This is a genomic window from Myxococcales bacterium (assembly GCA_016717005.1).
In the GTDB taxonomy this organism is placed as follows: Bacteria; Myxococcota_A; Polyangia; order Haliangiales; family Haliangiaceae; genus UBA2376.
In genome coordinates this window covers 1-17581 of the sequence record JADJUF010000014.1, presented here as the reverse complement: position 1 = coordinate 17581, position 17581 = coordinate 1, and the positions used below count along the sequence as shown (strand labels likewise).

The 17581-nt window shown below is 76.1% G+C and carries 16 protein-coding genes; 9 read left to right on the top strand and 7 right to left on the bottom strand.

Going from position 1 to position 17581, the window contains the following annotated elements; translation table 11 throughout:
* Nucleotides 1–60: 60 nt before the first annotated feature.
* On the top strand, nucleotides 61–954 hold the full coding sequence (locus IPL61_14130; GenBank protein ID MBK9032425.1) for a hypothetical protein: 894 nt from the start codon (nucleotides 61–63) through the stop codon (nucleotides 952–954).
* The gene (locus IPL61_14125) at nucleotides 938–3946 is read left to right on the top strand and encodes a protein kinase (protein MBK9032424.1); all 3009 of its coding nucleotides are present in this window, start codon (nucleotides 938–940) and stop codon (nucleotides 3944–3946) included. Before IPL61_14130 ends, IPL61_14125 begins: the two co-directional genes overlap by 17 nt.
* A gap of 6 nt (nucleotides 3947–3952) precedes the next feature.
* Here IPL61_14125 and IPL61_14120 read toward each other — a convergent pair whose 3' ends face one another.
* Both IPL61_14120 and IPL61_14115 read right to left on the bottom strand, forming a co-directional pair.
* Entirely contained in the window at nucleotides 3953–4750 is a 798-nt protein-coding gene (locus tag IPL61_14120) for a hypothetical protein (GenBank protein MBK9032423.1), read from the bottom strand.
* 86 nt (nucleotides 4751–4836) lie between these two features.
* Nucleotides 4837–5247 (bottom strand): YjbQ family protein, encoded by a 411-nt coding sequence (locus IPL61_14115; protein MBK9032422.1) that lies wholly within the window; start codon nucleotides 5245–5247, stop codon nucleotides 4837–4839.
* 57 nt (nucleotides 5248–5304) lie between these two features.
* Between IPL61_14115 and IPL61_14110 the strand changes: the two genes are divergently transcribed.
* Both IPL61_14110 and IPL61_14105 read left to right on the top strand, forming a co-directional pair.
* A complete protein-coding gene (locus IPL61_14110) occupies nucleotides 5305–5574 on the top strand; it encodes a MoaD/ThiS family protein (protein ID MBK9032421.1) in 270 nt (89 codons plus the stop codon).
* A gap of 3 nt (nucleotides 5575–5577) precedes the next feature.
* On the top strand, nucleotides 5578–6681 hold the full coding sequence (locus IPL61_14105; protein ID MBK9032420.1) for an exo-alpha-sialidase: 1104 nt from the start codon (nucleotides 5578–5580) through the stop codon (nucleotides 6679–6681).
* Nucleotides 6682–6710: 29 nt separating this feature from the next.
* Here IPL61_14105 and IPL61_14100 read toward each other — a convergent pair whose 3' ends face one another.
* From IPL61_14100 to IPL61_14090, 3 genes are read right to left on the bottom strand one after another with little or no spacing between them, the layout of a single operon-like run.
* Nucleotides 6711–10856 (bottom strand): efflux RND transporter periplasmic adaptor subunit, encoded by a 4146-nt coding sequence (locus IPL61_14100; protein MBK9032419.1) that lies wholly within the window; start codon nucleotides 10854–10856, stop codon nucleotides 6711–6713.
* Entirely contained in the window at nucleotides 10853–11830 is a 978-nt protein-coding gene (locus tag IPL61_14095; GenBank protein MBK9032418.1) for a TolC family protein, read from the bottom strand. The genes IPL61_14100 and IPL61_14095 overlap by 4 nt, the downstream gene beginning before the upstream one ends.
* Nucleotides 11827–12012 (bottom strand): hypothetical protein, encoded by a 186-nt coding sequence (locus IPL61_14090; protein ID MBK9032417.1) that lies wholly within the window; start codon nucleotides 12010–12012, stop codon nucleotides 11827–11829. Before IPL61_14090 ends, IPL61_14095 begins: the two co-directional genes overlap by 4 nt.
* Before the next feature lie 93 nt (nucleotides 12013–12105).
* On the opposite strand from IPL61_14090, the gene IPL61_14085 reads away from it, so the two are divergent.
* Both IPL61_14085 and IPL61_14080 read left to right on the top strand, forming a co-directional pair.
* Nucleotides 12106–12483 carry a hypothetical protein gene (locus IPL61_14085; protein ID MBK9032416.1) on the top strand — a complete coding sequence of 126 codons (378 nt, stop codon included), beginning with the start codon at nucleotides 12106–12108 and terminating at the stop codon, nucleotides 12481–12483.
* A gap of 113 nt (nucleotides 12484–12596) precedes the next feature.
* Nucleotides 12597–13259 (top strand): hypothetical protein, encoded by a 663-nt coding sequence (locus tag IPL61_14080; GenBank protein ID MBK9032415.1) that lies wholly within the window; start codon nucleotides 12597–12599, stop codon nucleotides 13257–13259.
* Between the two features lie 22 nt (nucleotides 13260–13281).
* Here IPL61_14080 and tsaE read toward each other — a convergent pair whose 3' ends face one another.
* Together tsaE and IPL61_14070 are read right to left on the bottom strand one after the other, a co-directional pair.
* Nucleotides 13282–13755 carry a tRNA (adenosine(37)-N6)-threonylcarbamoyltransferase complex ATPase subunit type 1 TsaE gene (tsaE, locus tag IPL61_14075; GenBank protein ID MBK9032414.1) on the bottom strand — a complete coding sequence of 158 codons (474 nt, stop codon included), beginning with the start codon at nucleotides 13753–13755 and terminating at the stop codon, nucleotides 13282–13284.
* Nucleotides 13756–13765: 10 nt separating this feature from the next.
* Nucleotides 13766–14173: a type III secretion system chaperone gene (locus tag IPL61_14070; GenBank protein MBK9032413.1), complete on the bottom strand. Its 408-nt coding sequence runs from the start codon at nucleotides 14171–14173 to the stop codon at nucleotides 13766–13768.
* Nucleotides 14174–14247: 74 nt separating this feature from the next.
* On the opposite strand from IPL61_14070, the gene IPL61_14065 reads away from it, so the two are divergent.
* The 3 genes from IPL61_14065 to IPL61_14055 form a co-directional block, all read left to right on the top strand.
* Nucleotides 14248–16242, top strand: a complete 1995-nt coding sequence (locus tag IPL61_14065; GenBank protein MBK9032412.1) for a M1 family metallopeptidase — start codon at nucleotides 14248–14250, stop codon at nucleotides 16240–16242.
* On the top strand, nucleotides 16239–17174 hold the full coding sequence (locus tag IPL61_14060) for a hypothetical protein (GenBank protein ID MBK9032411.1): 936 nt from the start codon (nucleotides 16239–16241) through the stop codon (nucleotides 17172–17174). Before IPL61_14065 ends, IPL61_14060 begins: the two co-directional genes overlap by 4 nt.
* Nucleotides 17171–17581: hypothetical protein (locus tag IPL61_14055; protein MBK9032410.1), on the top strand; the 411-nt coding region annotated here is incomplete at its 3' end. The genes IPL61_14060 and IPL61_14055, both read left to right, overlap by 4 nt.

Below are 17581 nucleotides of genomic sequence, written 5' to 3'. Positions count from 1 at the left end.
CGATCGACTCGACTCCAGCCACGCACGCTGACCCCGGATGGCCGTGCCACAGTAGGGTCGATGCGCACCTGCGCCACGCTGCGCCTACCCGGTGGGCAGTGCGTCGAGGTCGGGCCCGGCGATCTCCTCGGCCGCACGCCCAACGCCGCCGCGATGATCGACGATCCGCGGGTTTCGGAGGCGCACGCGTTCGTGAGCCTGCGCCACGGCGAGCTACACCTGCTGTCGCTGCGGCGCCTGCTGGTGGTCGGGGGCAAGCCGGTCAACGACGTCGTGCTGCGGCCGGGGCTGGAGATCGGCCTGGCCGACGAGCTGGCGGTCGTGGTGGAGGCGGTGGTGATGCCCGCGGCGTTGCTCGGCCTGCGCGCGCCCGGGCAGGCCACGCGGATCCTGTCGCAGGTCGCGAGCGTCGTCGATTCACCGCCGCGGATCGTCGCCCGGGTCGAGCGCGACGCCCACGCCGAGCTGTGGTCGAGCGGCGACGCCTGGCGCCTGCGCCTGCGCGGGCGGGCGCCGCAGCGGGTCGCGCCCGGCGACAGCTTCGAGGTCGACGGCGTGCGCTTCACGCTGGTGGCGGTGCCGATCGGCGAGGCCGGCCCGTCGGCGACGGTCGCGGGCGGCGCTACCGCCGAGCCGCTGCGGCTGGTGGCGTTCTACGACTCGGTCCAGGTGCACCGCCGCAACCGCGAGATCGTGACGATCGGCGGCACCGGCGCGCGGATCCTGTCGGAGCTGGTCGCGTGCCAGGGGCCGACCAGCTGGGAGGTGCTGGCGCGCGGGGTCTGGTCCGACGAGGCCGACGTGCTCGCGCTGCGCCACCGCTGGGACGTCGCGCTCGGGCGGCTGCGCGCGCGGCTGCGCGAGCTCAAGGTCCGCGAGCTGGTCCGCTCCGACGGCGCCGGTCAGCTCGCGCTCGAGCTGTACGACGGAGACCAGGTTGACGATCGGACGTGACCGCGACGACCAGCGCTCGGGCGCCGGCTGGAGCGAGCCGCGCGGCCCGGCCCCGCGCGCGGACGCGCACCCGTTCGCGGTCGACGCCGACGACCGCTACCGCGACGTCGAGCTCGCCGGCACCGGCGGCATGGGCACGGTCATGGTCGCGCACGACCGGCGGCTCGGGCGCGAGGTCGCGGTCAAGCGCATCCTGGCGGAGCCCGACGACACCGACGCCGCGATCCGGCTGGCGCGGGAGGCCGCGATCACCGCGCGGCTCGAGCACCCGTCGATCATCCCGATCTACGACGCCGGGGTCGGGCCCGACGGGCGCGCCTACTACGCGATGCGGCTGGTGCGCGGGCGCTCGCTGGCCGAGGTGCTGACCGACGCCACCGACCTCGCCGCGCGGCTGGCGCTGGTGCGGCCGTTCCTGGCGGTGTGCCAGGCGCTGGCCTACTCGCACCGCCACGACGTGCTCCACCGCGACCTCAAGCCCGCCAACATCATGATCGGCGAGTTCGGCGAGGTCTACGTGGTCGACTGGGGGCTGGCGCGCGTGGTCACCGAGCCCGAGCCCGAGCACGAGGCCCAGGCCGGCACCGCCGCCTACCTCGCGCCCGAGCGCGCCCGCGGCGAGCCGTCGAGCTGCGCCAGCGACGTGTGGTCGCTCGGCGCGATCCTCGGCGAGGTCCTGGCCGGCGCGTGCCTGATGCCGGCGAGCCGCATCGAGATCCTGGCGCAGCTCGCGGCGCCGAGCGCGCCGGCGCGGGCGTGGCCCGAGCGCTGCCCGCCCGAGCTGATCGCGATCGCGACCAAGGCGCTGGGGTGGACGCCGGCCGAGCGCTACCCCGACGCCGCGGGCCTGGCCGCGGACGTCTCGGCCTACCTCGACGGGCGGCGCGTCGGCGCCCACCTGTACTCGACCGCGGAGCTCGCGCGCCGGTTGATCCACGCCTGGCGCTGGCAGGTCGCGGCGGTGACCGCGGGGCTCGTGGCCGGCGGGGTCGTGCTGGCGCTGACGTGGAGCCGGATCGCCGGCGAGCAGCGGCGCGCGATCGCGGCCGAGCGCCGCGCCACCGCCGCGCTGGTCGACACCACCGACGCGCTGGCGTGGGCGCTCGATCGCAGCGCGGTCGCGGCGCTGGTGGCCGGCGACGTGGCCGAGGCCGAGGCGTTCGCGGCCCGGGCCCTGGCGGCCGGTGAGTCGATCGAGGCCCGGGGCGTGCTCGCCGCGACCCGGGCCGAGGGCCGGCCGCAGGCGCTGGCGCGCCAGGACGTGGCGGGCTGCGCCCGGATCATCCCCGACGGCGCGACCACGTTCGTGTGCCAGCGCGACCACGAGCTGGCGCTGTGGGACGTCGGCGCCGCCGCGCCGCGCTGGCGGCGCCCGTCGTCGGCGACCCACGTGCTCGGGCTCGACGGGCGCTACGTGATCGCGCTCGAGCGCGGGGTCGCGGTCACGATCCTCGACGGCGCCGACGGCCGGGTCCGCGCGCGCGGCCCGGTGCCGCCGCTGGTCGACGGGCTGGTCCGCGATCGCGCGGCCACCCGGGTGGTGCTCTACAACCAGCGCGATCTGTTCCTGCTGGCGCCAGACCGGGCCCTGGCGCGGCCGCTCTCGCACCCGTGCGCGAAGGCCACGATCGACGCGGTCGCGGTCGGCCGCGCCGAGGTGTTCGTGGTGTGCGGCGACGGGCGCGCGGTCCGGATCGCCGCCCGCGGCGCGCCGACGACCGTGGCCGCCGTCCCGTTCGATCGGGCGCGGCCGGCCAGCTCGGCCGCGCTCGACGCCGACGAGCGCACCCTCGCGATCGGCGGCATCCACGGCGACGTCGCGCTGCTCGACCTGATCACGGGCACCGTGACGGCGTCGCGCGCGGTCCTGCCCGAGCCGGTCCGCCGGCTGCGCGTGGTCGGCGACCTCGTGGCGATCGCCGGCGAGCGCGGCGGCGTCCACGTGTGGGGGCGCGGCCTCGACACCGAGCTCCTGCGGCTGCCCGAGCGCGCCGGCACCCGGGTCGAGGTCGTCGGCGACGAGCTGGTCACCGGCGGCACCAGCTGGTGGCGCTGGCGGATCCCGGCGGCGCCCGACGCGCGCCGGTTCACGGCCCCGGCCGGCCTCGCGGGCGCGGCGATCGCGGCCGACGGGAGCCTGGTCGTGGCCGCGCGCGGCGACGGGCGGGTGTCGCTGTGGTCGACGCGGCTCGGGCACCTCCGGGCGGAGCCGGTGGTCGGCCCCGGCGTGATCAAGCGCGTCGACATCGCGCGCGACGGGCGCCAGGTCGCGGTCGCGCACGCCGGGCACCCGGGGCTGGCGCTGATCGACGCCGCCGACGGTCAGATCGTGTTCGCCGATCCGTCGAGCTACGGCGCCCACCGGGTCGCGTACCTGGACGACGGCGCGGTCGCGGTCGTGCCCTACGACGCCGGCCTGACCTGGTGGTCGGCCGACCGGCGCCGCACCGACGTGCGCACCGCGATGTTCGGCGACGCCGAGCCCACGCCCGATCACAACACGCTGTGGCTCCTGACCCGGGACGGCCAGGTCTGGCGGGCCCGCGGCACCGCGCTCGCGCGGCTGTTCGACGCCCCCGGCGCGATCGCGCTGGCGCCGTTCTCGGACGGCGCGCGCGTGGCCGTGACCGGCGACGGCGCGCCCACGATCCGCGCCCGCGACGGCCGGGTCGTCACCGCGCTGGCCGGCGCGGTCGACGGCATCCTCGACATCGCGGTGTCACCCGACGATCGCTGGATCGCGGCCGGCACGACCGCCGGCACGATCGAGGTGTGGGCGGCGGCCGATGGGCGGCGGGTCGCGCACCTGCGCGGGCACCAGGCCCGGGTCGCGTGGGTCGGCTTCGCCGCCGGCGCGCTGTGGTCGGCCGGCTGGGACGGCCTGGTGCTGCGCTGGGACCTGCGGGCCCTGACCGCGACCGCCGCGGAGCTCATCGCCGACGCCGACGCCACCTGGGGCCTGCCGCTGCTGCGGCGCGCCCCGGCGCCGTGATGACGGTCAGGGGCAGATGCGATAGATCGCGACGTAGGGGCTGGGCGGCGCGAAGGTCATCGGGCCCTCGAAGCAGCCGTTGCCGACCGCGCGCGCGTCGATCGAGCCGACCGGGCCCGACAGATCGCTGAACGTCACCTCGAGGTGATCGGCGCCGCCGGCCTGCGACCAGGTGCCGCTGAAGTCGGGCTCGCCCGGGATCGTGATCGCGTTGCCGGCGATCGCGTAGTCGGCCGCGAAGCCGGCGATCGAGCTCGGGAACAGCGCGCACTCGAAGAACGACGTCAGGTTGGTGCCCGTGCAGTGATCGTGCTGCATCGACAGGTCGGTCGTGATCGGCTGGCTGGGGAAGCCGGGCGCGACCGTGGTCGCCAGCGTGTTGTTGGCCGGGTTGGCGTCGCCGCTGATCGGGTTGGCGGTGTACGTGAAGTCGAGCGCCGCGGTGCTGTAGGGCAGCTTGAGATCGAAGCCGACGTCGGTGTAGGCGCCGTTCTTGTTGATCTGCCCGAGGCCGCAGGTCAGCGTCTGGGCGCTCAGCGAGCAGCGCCCGTCGACGTTGGCCAGGTTGCCCATGATGAACACCTGCGGGCTGGTGTGGGTGCGGGGCAGCGCGATCGTCAGCGTGACGCCGCTGGCGTTGCGGTTGCCGGTGTTGGTGACGCGGACGTTGTAGTGGCCGAACTGATCGACCAGCACGCCGGCCGGCGGGGTCACCGCGACGTTGAGGTTGTGCTTGGGGCCGGCCAGGGCCGGCGCGGCGGTGAGGACGACGGGGAGGGCGACGAGGACAGCGGTGAGCTTCATGGAGCCCAGGATGCGCGGGCCGCGCCCGCGCGGCATCACACGGTCCTCTCACCGATCGCGCGCGATCCTCGTCGACAACCCCGGCGCTACCCGACGATCGTCACCGACACGCGCCGGCGGTGCGGCGCGGCGCGGTGCTCCCACAGGTACAGGCCTTGCCAGGTGCCGAGGTCGAGCCGCCCGCCGTGGATCGGCACGGTCAGGCTGGTCTGGGTGAGGATCGTGCGGACGTGGGCCGGCATGTCGTCGTCGCCCTCGTCCGCGTGCTCGAACATCGGATCGCCGTCGGGCACCACCGCCGCCATGAACCGCTCGAGATCGGCCCGCACCGTCGGGTCGGCGCGCTCGCACACGATCAGCGAGGCGCTGGTGTGGTGACAGAACACCAGCGCGAGCGCGTCGCCGGCGTCGGCTGGGATCGCCGCGGCGACGTCGCGGGTGATCTCGTGGGTGCCGCGGCCGCGGGTGGCGATCTCGAAGCTGGTGCGTCGGGCCATGGCGGGAGTGTGGCAGGTCTGGACGGCCCGCGACCCGCCGCGGTAGCTTGGCGGGCCATGGCGACGGTCGTGTTCACGCCCAACCTGGCGCGCCACGTGGCGTGCCCGTCGGTCGACGCCGCGGGCGCGACGGTGCGCGAGGTGCTCGAGCGCGTGTTCGCCGACAACCCGCGGCTGCGCGGGTACGTGGTCGATGAGCACGGCGCCGTGCGCAAGCACATGGCGGTGTTCGTCGACGGTCAGCAGCTGGTCGATCGGGCCGGCCAGAGCGACGCGGTCGGCCCCGCGTCCGAGATCTACGTCATGCAGGCCCTATCAGGAGGATGAACGATGTCCGAGACGCCGCTGCTCGTGTCGACCCGCAAGGGCCTGTTCGTGATCGAGGGCCGCGGCGGCGCCGCCGCGATCACCCGGTCCCTGTTCGTCGGTGACAACGTCACCCTGGCGCTGGTCGATCGTCGCGACGGCGCCTGGTACGTCGTCCTCGATCACGGCCACTTCGGCGTCAAGCTGCACCGCTCCGACGACGGCGGCGCCACGTTCACCGAGATCGCGACGCCGGCCTACCCGCCCAAGCCCGAGGGCTTCGTCGACAAGGACATGTGGGGCCGCGACCGCGAGTGGGCGACCAAGGGCGTGTGGGCCCTGGCGCCGGCGCTCGACGCCGACGGCGCGCTGTGGTGCGGCACGATGCCGGGCGGGCTGTTCCGGTCCGACGATCGCGGCGCCACCTGGCGGCTGGTCGAGGCGCTCTGGAACCACCCGACGCGGTTGAAGTGGAACGGCGGCGGCGCCGACCACGCCGCGATCCACTCGATCTGCGTCGACCCGCGCGATCCGCGCGCGGTCGTGATCGCGGTGTCGAGCGGCGGGGTCTGGCGGACCCGCGACGCCGGCGCGACCTGGACCGCCCACACCCGCGGCATGAAGGCCGGCTACGTGCCGCCCGAGCAGGCCGAGGAGCCCGAGAACCAGGACCCGCACTGCGTCGTGCAGGCGCCGAGCGATCCGACCGTGTTCTGGTGCCAGCACCACATGGGCATCTGGCGCTCGACCGACGATCTGGCGTCGTGGACCCAGCTCACGGCCGAGCCGTCGAGCTTCGGCTTCCCGGTGGTCGTGCACCCGCGCGAGCCCGACACCGCGTGGTTCGTGCCGGCGCACTCCGATCAGAAGCGCACGCTCATCGACGGGCGGGTGCTGGTCAACCGCACCCGCGACGGCGGCCGCAGCTTCACGGCGCTGCGCGAGGGCCTGCCCCAGGCCCACGCCTACGACCTGGTGTTCCGGCACGCGCTGGCGATCGCCGACGACGGCGATCAGCTCGCGTTCGGCTCGAGCACCGGCAACCTGTGGGTCACCGACGATCAGGGCGACCGCTGGCACGCCGTGGCGCACCACCTGCCGCCGATCTACGCCGTCCGCTACGCCTGACCGCGCCCGGGGCGGCGCGGCGGCGCGGCTCACGCGTCGAGCGCGCGGGGCCCGACGCGGGTCAGCGCGGCCAGGCCCGCGATGGCCGGCGAGACCAGCAGCCCGCCGATCACCGCCACCGCCAGCGGTCGCTGCAGCGACGCCCCGGCGCCGACGCCGGCGGCGAGCGGCAGCAGGCCGGCCAGGGTCGCCAGCGTGGTCATGACCACCGGCCGCAGCCGGCGCTCGACCGCGGCGACGAGCGCGTCGGCGAGCGCGACCCCGGCCTGGAGCTCCTGCTGGGCGTGCTCGAGCAAGAGGATGCCGTTCTTGACCACGAGCCCGACCAGCAAGATGCAGCCGGCCAGCGACGACACGTCGAGCGCGATGCCGGTCGCCCACAGGGTCGCGAGCGCGCCGACCACCGCCAGCGGCGCGCCGGTCAGCACCACCAGCGACAGCCGCAGCGAGCGCAGCTGGATCACCAGCACGATCAGCACCAGGACCGCGCCGATCAGCGCGATCCGCAGCAGCTCGCGCTGGGCGGCGGCGGCCGACGCGGCCTGACCGCCGACCTCGACCTGGACCCCGCGCGGGAGCCCGGCGGCCGCGAGCGTCCGGGCCACCGCGCGCTCGGCCGCGCCCAGGTCGCCGTCGGCGACCGCGGCGGTCATCACCACCGCCGGGCGCAGGCCCTCGCGTCGGAGCTCCGACGGCGCGGGGGGCCGGGTGGCGTCGACGACCGCGCCGACCGCGACCCCGCGCGGCGCCCAGGCCATCGGCGCCGCGAGCATCGCGTCGGCGCTCAGGCGCGTGCGATCGGCGAAGCGGACGCGCACGTCGAGCGGGCGGCTCGGCGCCGGCAGCTGCGCGACCACGCGCCCGGTCGACGCGATCGTCAGGTCGTCGGCGAGGGCGGCGACGTCGAGGCCGAGCGCGGCGGTGCGCAGCCGATCGACCGCCAGGCGCACGATCGGCACGTCGCCCTCGCGGCCGTCGAAGAAGTCGACCAGCTCGGGCAGCGCCGCGAGCTCGGCCCGACCGCGGCCGCGACCTCGGCCAGCTGGCGCGGATCGTCGCCGAGCAGGCGGATCTCGATCGGCGCCGGGTTGCCGGCCGATCCGCGAGCACGTCCTGGGCACCTGGCGAACTGACCGCACCTCCGGCACCTCGGCCGCGATCCGCGCGCGGACCCGATCGATCACGTCGTCGATCGCGCCGCGCCGATCGGGCGCGACCAGCCGGACCATGACGTCGCCCGTGTTCTGCTGGGTCGCGGTGGCGGGGCCCATCTCGGCGCCGGTGCGGCGCGTGAAGGTCACGACCTCGGGCGTGCTCGCCAGGATCCGATCGATCCGGCGCGCGACCCGGTCGGTCTCCTCGAGCGACGTGCCGGGCGGCGTGAAGAAGTCGAGCACGAACGCGCCCTCGTCCATCGGCGGCAGGAACCCGGTCTTGACCGCGCGCAGCGCCAGCGCCCCGACGACGACGATCGCCAGCGTCGCCGCGACCGCGACCACGGCGTGGCCGACGGTCCAGCGCACGACGCCGGCGATCGCGCGGGTCAGGCGCCGCCGCGGCGCCGCGGCCGGGCGCGCGCGCAGCACCACCCGCGCCAGCAGCGGCGTGATCGTGACCGCGTAGATCAGCGACCACAGCACCGCCGCGGCCAGGGTCCCGGCCAGCGCGCCGAGGAAGCTGCCGGTCACGCCCGACAAGAGCGCCAGCGGCGCGAACACGACCACGGTCGTGAGCGTCGTGCCGACGACCGCCGCGAACAGATCGCCGAGCCCGTCGCGGGCCGCGGCGGCGCGGGTGCTGCCGTCCTCGAGCCGGCGCACGATGCCCTCGGTCACGACGATCGCGTCGTCGACGACCAGGCCGATCGCGACCGCGAGGCCGCCCAGCGACATCAGGTTCAGCGAGAACCCGGCCGCGCGCATGGTCGCGAACGTGGCCAGGAGCGACAGCGGCACCGGCACCGCCGCGACCAGCCCGGCGCGCAGGTCGCGCAGGAACAGGCCGATCACCACCAGCGCCAGCGCCACGCCGATCAGGATCGCGTCGCGCACGCTCGCGATCGACTCGTCGACCAGCGCCGCCTGGTCGTAGACCGGCTCGACCTCGATGGCCGCGGGCAGCGCGCCGCTGGTCACGAGCGCCGCCACCGCGCGGCGCGCGCCCGCGACCACGGCCGGCGTGCTGGCGCCGGGCAGGCGCGCGACCGTCACGACGACGGTGTCGCCGGCGGGCCCCGTCACGATCACGTCGGGGTCGGTCGAGCCCTCGACCACGTCGGCCACGGCCGACAGCGGCAGCGGGCCGGTCGGCCCCGGCGCCACCGGCAGCGCCGCGATCGCCGCGAGGTCGACCGGCTGGGCGTCGACGACGACCGGCAGGGTCTGGTGCTCGTCGACGACCCGGCCGACGCCGATCAGCAGGTCCTGGGCCGCGAGGCGCTCGGCGACGATCGACGGCGTGAGCTGGTGCGCGGCCAGATCGGCCGGCCGCAAGATGACCTCGATCTCGCGCACGCGGCCGCCCTGGACCTCGACGCCGCCGACGCCCGGGACCCGGACCAGCGCCGGCCGCAGCACGCGCTCGGCGGCGTCGCGCAGCGCGCGCACGTCGACGGCGCCGGCGACGTTGAACGTGATCACCGGCACCGAGGTCGGCAGCACCCGCTCGACGTGGACCTGGGTGCCCGGCGGCAGATCGAGGCCGTCGATCGCCGCGCGCACCGCCTGCTCGGCCTGGCGCGGATCGGCGCCGTCGACCAGCTGCAGCGACAGCTCGGCCGCGCCGCGGATCGATCGGGCGCGGACGTAGCGCACGCCCGGCACCACCGCGACCGCCTCCTCGATGGGGCGGGTCACCGAGGTCTCGACCAGCGCCGGCGGCACCTGGCCGATCCGCGCGACCACGACCACGCGCGGGAACTCCATCTCGGGGTAGATGCCGCTCGGCAAGGTCAGCATCGCCGCGGCGCCGAGGGCGGCGCAGCCGAGCGCGACCAACCACACCAGGCTGGCGCGCCGCTCGAGCCAGGCGACCCAGCGGCGGCCGATCATCGGGCTCGCCGCCCGCGGGCGCGGGCGTGGGCGCCGCCGCGCCGCGATCAGCGGCTGGCCGTCGTCGAGGCCGAGCGCGTGATCGACCACGACCCGGTCGCCGACGGCGAGCCCGGCGGTGATCTCGGCGACGCCGCCCTGGCGGACGCCGACGGTGACCTCCGTGACCACCGCCGCGAGCGGTTCGCCCGCGCACACGACCAGCTCGTCGCCGCCGCTGGCGCCGCGGCGCAAGGCCGCGAGCGGCACGACCAGGCCGTCGTGCGCGCCCAGGGCCACCGTCGCGGTGCCGGTCAGGCCGACGATCAGCCGGGTCCCGGCCGGCGGCGCCGCCAGCGTCAGGCGCACCTCGCCCAGCCCGGTGGCCGGATCGATCGCCGGCGCGACCATCGCGATCACCGCCGCGAGCGGCTGATCCGGCAGCGCGTCGAGCGTCACGGTCGCGGCCTGGCCGAGCGCGAGCCGCACCAGGTCGGGCGCGCTGATCTCGGCGCGCAGCTCGAGCGTCGCGACGTCGGCGATCTCGACGATCGGCGTGGCCGGCGTGCCGTCGACGGCCTCGCCGCTGCGGCGGAACACCCGCAGCACCGTGCCGGCGCGCGGGGCCCGGAGCACGGCCCGCGCGGCCTGGCCGGTGGCCGCGCTCGATCGAGCTCGGGCGCCGGTCAGCGCGGCCCGGGCGGTGGCGTCACGCGCGATCGCGTCGTCGAGATCGCGGCGCGCGCCGATGCCCTTGCTGACCAGCTGCTCGAGGCGGGCGCGGGCGGCGGCGGCCCCGGCGACCTCGGCCTCGGCCTCGGCGATCGCGGCCGCGGCCTCGCGGGTGCCGGCGCTGAGCGCCGGATCCTCGACCCGGGCGACGATCTGGTTCGCCACCACCACGTCGCCGACATCGACCGCGAGCGCGGTGACCCGCCCGGCGATCAACGACGACAGCACCGCGTCGGCCGCGGGTGGCGGCGCCACCAGCCCGCGCACCACCAGCGCGTCGGTCACCGCGCGCGTCTCGGCCGCGGCGCAGGTCACCGCCACCGGTGGCGGTGGCTCGTCGTCCTCGGTCGCCGGCGGCTTGCGGCCGCAGCCGGCGACCAGCGCCACCGCCACGAGCGCGCGCGCCCGCATCACGGGCCGCCGCCGAGCGCGCGCGCCAGCGCCGCCTGCGCCACCGCGGCCTGGTACCGGGCCTCGGTCACCTCGGCCCGGACCGCGAGCAGCTCGCGCCCGGCCACGAGGGCCGCGATCAGATCAGTGGCGCCGGCGCGGTAGGCCGCGAGCGCCTGGGCGGTCGCGAGCTCCTGGGCCGGCAGCACCTCGAGCTCGAACCGCTGCGCGCGGGCGGCGGTGGCGCGCGCGCGGCGCTGCGCCGCGATCAGCTCGCCCGTCAGCGCCTGGGTCCGGGCCGAGAGCTCGGCCACCGCCACCGCGACCTCGGCCCGGGCGGCGCGCGCGCGCGCGCCGGCGCGCCCGAACAGCGGCACCTCGACCACCAGGCTGGCGCGGACGTCGTCGGGATCGCCCCGGCGGTCGAGGGCGTCGACCTCGAGATCGACCGCGAGCGCCGGCCAGCGCTCGCGCGCGATCAGGGCCGCGCTGGCCGCGGTGGCGTCGCGCGCCGCGGCGGCGGCGCGGGCCTCGGGGTGCTGCCCCAGCTGGGCTCGGAGCGCGGCCACGGTCGGCGGCAGCGTCGGCGCCGGCAGGCCACCCTCGGCGACCAGCCCGTCGTCGGCGTCCCACCCGACCAGCGTCGCCAGCGTCGCGCCGGCGACCACGACGTCGGCCGCGACCGCCGCGCCGTCGACCTCGGCCCGGAGCCGCGCGGCCAGCGCGGCCTGGACGTCGACCGCCGCGGTGTCGCCCGCGTCGAGCCGCGCCTGGGCCACCTGCTCGAGCTCGCGCGCCCGCGCGATCGCGTCGTCCGCGAGCGCGGCCAGCTCCTGGGCGCGGGCCAGATCGAGCCAGGCCACCTCGATCTGTTCGCGCAGCTCGAGCCGCCCGACCAGCGCGAGCGCGCGGGTGGCGGCGGCGGCGGCGCGGGCGCTGCGGCGCGCGGCCGGCCCCGGCCCGAACACCGGCAGCGGCACGGTGACCCCGGCGATCACCCCCCCGCGGCGCCCAGCCGCCCCCCGCGGCCCGGCCGCGCGCGCGCGATCGCCTGCGCGGGCGCGTCGTCGACGGCGGCCAGCGCCGCGGCCCGGGTCACCGCGCGCGGCTCGGCGACCGCCCCGCGCACGCCGGCCGCGGTCGCCAGCCACGCGCAGAGCATCACGTGCCCACGGAGCATGGCGCATCTTGCACCCTCGCCCTGGGCGATGCGAGCGCTGGCGCCCGACGCCGTGGCTGGCCCCCGACGGTGCCGCCGTGGCACCATCGGCGGATGCTCATGTCGCTCCGGCTGGTCTCCATGGTCTCGTGCGCGCTCCTCGCCGCCTGCGGGGGCAAGGCCGCGGGCCCCGCGGCGCCGAGCCCGGCCTCGAGCGCGGCCGCCGCCGGCCCGACCGGCGTGCTCAAGGCGCTCGAGAACGGTGACCGCGCCTGCTACGTCGTGCTCGAGGACGCCGCCGGCGAGCAGTCGCTCGAGGGCGACTTCGACCTGTGCGAGGGCGGCCCGCACGACGCCACCGCGCTGATCGGCCAGCGGGTCACTGTCACCACCCGCAAGGCCAACGTGCTCGCGGCGTCGTGCGAGGGCGACATGGACTGCGGCAAGTCCGACGAGGTCGATCTGGTCGAGACGATCACGCCGGCGCCGTGACGCCAGCGCCGTGACGCCAGCGCCGCGCGACACCGGCTGCGGGCCTGGGCTTGGCTCGGGATTTCGACGCGCGGCGTCGGATCGCGCGCCGGGTCCGTGCGTATGCTGGTGTCATGAAGCTCGTCAGCTGGATGGCCGTGGGCGCGTTCGTGGTCGGGGCGATCGGGTGCGGGCGCACCTCCACCAGCGGGCCGACGACGGCCGCCGCCGGCGAGGAGCGCGGCGCGTGCCGGGCCGATCGCACGTGCGCCGAGGGCCTGATGTGCCTGTCGGATCTGTGCGTCCGCCCGCCGGGCGCCGACTGCCAGGTCGTCGGCGCCCACGCCGCGTCGATCGAGCTGGGCAACTACGCGGCCGTCGAGGCCCGGGCGCCGACGATCGCGAAGTTCGTGGCGCTGTGCGAGCAGGTCCACGTGACCAAGGACGAGGGCGCGTGCCTCGTCGAGACCCGCGATCAGTGGAGCGCGGCCCAGTGCGCGCCCAAGCTCTACCCCCACGTCAAGACCAGCGGCGGCGACTGCAAGGCGATCGCCGGCAAGGTCCGCAGCGCGATCGCGTCGTCGATGGGCGCGCCCGATCCGCAGATCCAGCAGATGCTCGACAAGGTGGCCGGCGTGATCGAGCCGTCGTGCGAGCAGGACGGCTGGCCCGACGCGCTCAAGGCCTGCCTGCGGGCCTCGGCCGGCACGATGGACGGGTTCAACGCGTGCGAGCAGCTGACGCCGCCGGCGCTCAAGCAGAAGATGAGCGAGCGGATGCAGCAGGCGATGCGCTGACCGGCAGCCGGCGCCGTCGCCGCTAGCGGGCGTCGACCCAGGCCGCCTGCCAGGCCGCCAGGCGCGCCGCGCTGCGCGGGCCGGTGGCGGTCGCGGTCAGGATCCGCGCGGCGTCGGCGTGGGTCAGCTCGATCCGGAGGTGATCGGCCGGCAGCCGGTCCTCGAACCGATCGGCCCACTCGATCAGCGCGATCGCGTCCGGGCGATCGAGCGCGTCGTCGAAGCCGATCTCGTCGAGGTCGCGCGCGCGCTCGAGCCGGTACAGATCGAGGTGGGCCAGCGCGAGCCGCCCGGGGTACTCGTGGACCAGCGCGAAGGTCGGGCTGGCGACGTCCTCGGCGATCGCGCCGGCGCCGCGGGCGACGCCGCGCACCAGCGTGGTCTTGCCGGCGCCGAGATCGCCGACCAGCGCGATCACGTCGCCGCCGACGGCGACCGCGCCCAGGGCCGCGCCGCAGGCCTCGGTCGCGGCGGCGTCGTCGAGGATCGCCCGCACGAGCGCGGCGCTACGCCAGCGCCTTGGCCAGGCGATCGTCCCAGTCGTCGGCGACGGTCGCGATGGTCTGGACCAGATCCTCGAACTCCTCGTACTCGAGGTGGTAGAGCGAGCGCAGGAGCCGCAGGTAGACGTCGCCGGTCTCGGGGTGCAGCGCGAACGCCGCGTCGCCGGTGGCGGTGAACGACGCGGTCAGCAGCTGGCGCAGCACGTCCTCGCGCCCGGCCGCCGGCGCCGGCGCGACCCGGGCGTAGAGCATCAGCACGCCTTGCTCGGCCAGCACCCGCACGGTGATCACCGCCGAGCCGCGCTGGATCTGGCCGACGCCGTCGGCGCCCAGCGGCGGCAGGGCCAGATCGCGCTCCTTGCCGAACCGATCGAGGAAACTGGCGACGCGCGCACGCAGGTCGTCGGGCATGGGGCGAACGTGCCGCGAAGGCGCGGGCGGCGCAAGGGTTGCCGGCGCGCGCGCCGACGCGGTATGCACCCGGCATGGCTCGCGCGCTCCTGCTGCTCGTGTGTGTGCTGGCGGCGTGCGGCGACGGGCTGGGCCCACCACGGCCGCGGCCGGCGCCCACGCCCGACGCGGTGCCGGCGCTGCGGGTGCCGGGCGCGCGGTCGCCGCGCAACGCCAGCTACACGATCGACGCGCGCTACGACGCGGCCGCCCACCGCATCCAGGCCACCCAGACGCTGACCTGGCGCAACGTCGGCGGCAGCGACGTCACGACGCTCCCGTTCCACCTGTACCTCAACGGGTTCAAGAACGAGACGTCCTTGTTCATGATCTCGTCCCACGGCGAGCACCGCGGCAACGAGCCCCGCGCCGACGGCTGGGGCTGGATCGACGTGACCTCGATCCAGATCGCGGGCGTCGAGCAGCGCGCGCGCGCGACCTTCGAGGGCCCCGACGAGACCGTGCTGGTGGTCCCGGCCGCGGTCCCGGCCGGCGGCACGATCGAGATCGCGATGACGTTCACCGCGCAGCTGCCCCGGGTGATGGCGCGCACCGGCTACGAGGGCGCGTTCGCCATGGTGGGCCAGTGGTTCCCCAAGATCGGCGTGCGGGTCGGCGCGACCGGCTTCGAGGCCTGGGACTGCCCGCCGTTCCACGCGCACAGCGAGTTCTTCGCCGACTTCGGCGTGTACGACGTCGCGCTGACCGTGCCCGACACCCACGTCGTCGCCGCCACCGGCGTGCTGGCGGCGGTCGAGGACCACGAGGATCACACCCGTACGCTCCGCTACCACGCCGAGGACGTCCACGACTTCGCGTGGATGATCGACCCGTACATGCGCGTGATGTCCGCGACCGCGCAGGTCGAGGGCGGGCCGGTCGAGGTCCGCGTGGTCTACCGCCCGCGCCAGCGCGACTTCGCCCGGCGGCACCTGGCGGCCGGGGTCGGCGCGATCGAGACGTTCTCGAAGCTGTTCGTGCCGTACCCGTGGTCGGTGATGACCGTGATCGATCCGCCGCCCGAGGCCATGGCCGCCGGGGGCATGGAGTACCCGACGCTGGTCACCTCCGGCGCCGACAACGTGCTCATGCGCCCGGGCATCCGCCTGCCCGAGTTCGTGACGATCCACGAGATCGGCCACAACTGGTTCCAGGGGATCCTCGCCTCCAACGAGAGCCGCGAGGCCTGGCTCGACGAGGGCGTCAACGAGTGGGCCGACGGCATCGTCATGGCCCGGCTCTACGGCGAGAAGCAGAGCCTGATCGACTGGGGCGGCTGGAAGGCCGACGGCCTGCGCCTGCGTCGCGCCGCGAGCGGCGATCTGAGCGCGCTGCCCAGCGCGATCGCCAGCACCGCGGCGGCGTTTCCGGACTTCGACAGCTACGCCGCGGCCACGTACACCAAGACCGCGGTCGCGCTGCGCACGCTCGAGCGGGTGATCGACCACGACCAGGAGCGGTTCGTCGCGGCGATGCGGCAGTACGCGATCACGTGGGCGTTCCGCCACCCGACCGGCGCCGATCTGTTCGCCAGCCTCGAGGCGACGCTGGGTGAGGACCTCGACTGGTTCGTGCAGCCGGCGTTCCAGCACCCCGGCGGCGTCGACTTCGCGGTGCGGACCGCGTCCTGCGCGCGCAACCACCCGCCGCGCGGCGTCTTCGGCGAGGGCGCCGAGCGCCGGACCGTCGTCGCCGACCACGACCCCGACACCGGCGGCTACCGGTGCCGGCTGGTGGTCGAGAACCGGGGCACGATCCCGGTGCCGGTGACGATCGAGCTCCGGTACGACGACGGCACCCACGAGCAGCTCCGCTGGGAGCACCGCGACACCGGCCGCTGGTTCGAGCGCGACTTCGCGCGGTCGTCGCCGATCGCCGAGGTCGTGATCGATCCCGAGGGCGAGGTGCTGCTGGCCGATCGCACGCTCGACGATCAGCTGCGCATGGACGGCGACCGCCACGCGGCCTGGCGCGCGACCGCGCGGATCACGTCGTGGACCCAGGGCCTGATGCAGGTGGTGGGCCTGTGACCGGCCTCGGGCGCGTGCGCCTCGCCGACATGGCCCGGGCCGGGCTGCGCAGCCTGTCGCAGTACACCGGCACGGTCCTGGCGATGTTCGTGGTCCAGTTCGTGGCTGCGTGGATCGCCGGCTTCGCGATCCTGCTGATCCTCAGCGGCGCGTTCGCCGACCGCCCGGTCTTCGACCAGGCGGTCGACGGCGATCTGGTGTCGCTCCTGCTCGTCATCCGCAACGCGCCGGCGGTGATCGCGGCGGTGACGTGGGTGGTGATCGGCGCGGTCGCCGCGTGGGTGGTGTGGAGCTGGTTCCTCAGCGGCGGCGTGCTGGCGGTGCTGACCGAGCGGCCGCGCGGCCGGCGCGAGACCGCGCGCTGCTTCGGCGCTGGCGGCGCGGCGACGTTCTTGGTCTACGCCCGGCTCGGCGTGGTGTCGCTGCTGCTGCAGCTGCCGGCGGTGTTCGCGCTGGGGCTGGGCGTCGGCTACATCGGCGGGCGCATCGAGCACGCGATCACGGTCACCGAGCTGATCGGTCCGCTGATCCTCGGGCTGACCCCGGCGGCGCTGCTGCACGTCGTGGCCTCGACGATCACCGACTACGCCCGGGCCGAGCTGACCTTGCGGCGGCCGACCCACGAGACCCTGGGCGCGTTCCGGGCCGCGGTCCGGGCGACCGGCTACCTGGTGCGGCGGCCGGTGGCGATCGCGCACGTGCTCGCGTACTGGCTGGCGGTGGTCGTGGTGTGGGGCTTGTTCGTGTGGCTGGCCCACGGCCACGCCATGCTGGGCACCGGCGGCGCGCTGGCGCTGTTCGCGATCCGCCAGGCCGTGATGCTGGTGCGGACCTCGCTCAAGTTCGCGCTGCTGGCCGGGCAGGTCGAGCTGACCGCGACCCGGCCGCCGCCGCCGCGCACGATCGCTCGAGTCGAGTCCGCCGAGCGGTGACCCGACCCCTGGCGGTGCTCGCGCTGGTCGGCGCGGTCGGGCTCGTGGGCGCGCCCGCGCGCGCCGCCGCCGGGCCGCCGTTGCGGCTCGCGATCGAGTGCCAGGGCGGCGGGCGCACCAAGGCCTGCCCGGCGTTCCTGCGCGGCCTCATCGACGAGACCCCGGTGCTGCTGGCGTCGCCGCGCGCCACCGCGCAGGTCGTCCTCTACGTCGCCCAGGCCGCGATCGGCAACCGCGACCGCGTCCACCTGCGCTTCGTCGGTGACGTCCGCGGCGGCCCGGCGTCGATCGAGCTCGACGTCGACCTCGACACGCGCGCGACCGACGACGACCAGCGGGCCCAGCTCCGGCCGGCGTTCGTGCGCGGCGTCGCGCTGTTCGTGGCGGCGCTCTACCCGGACGCGGTC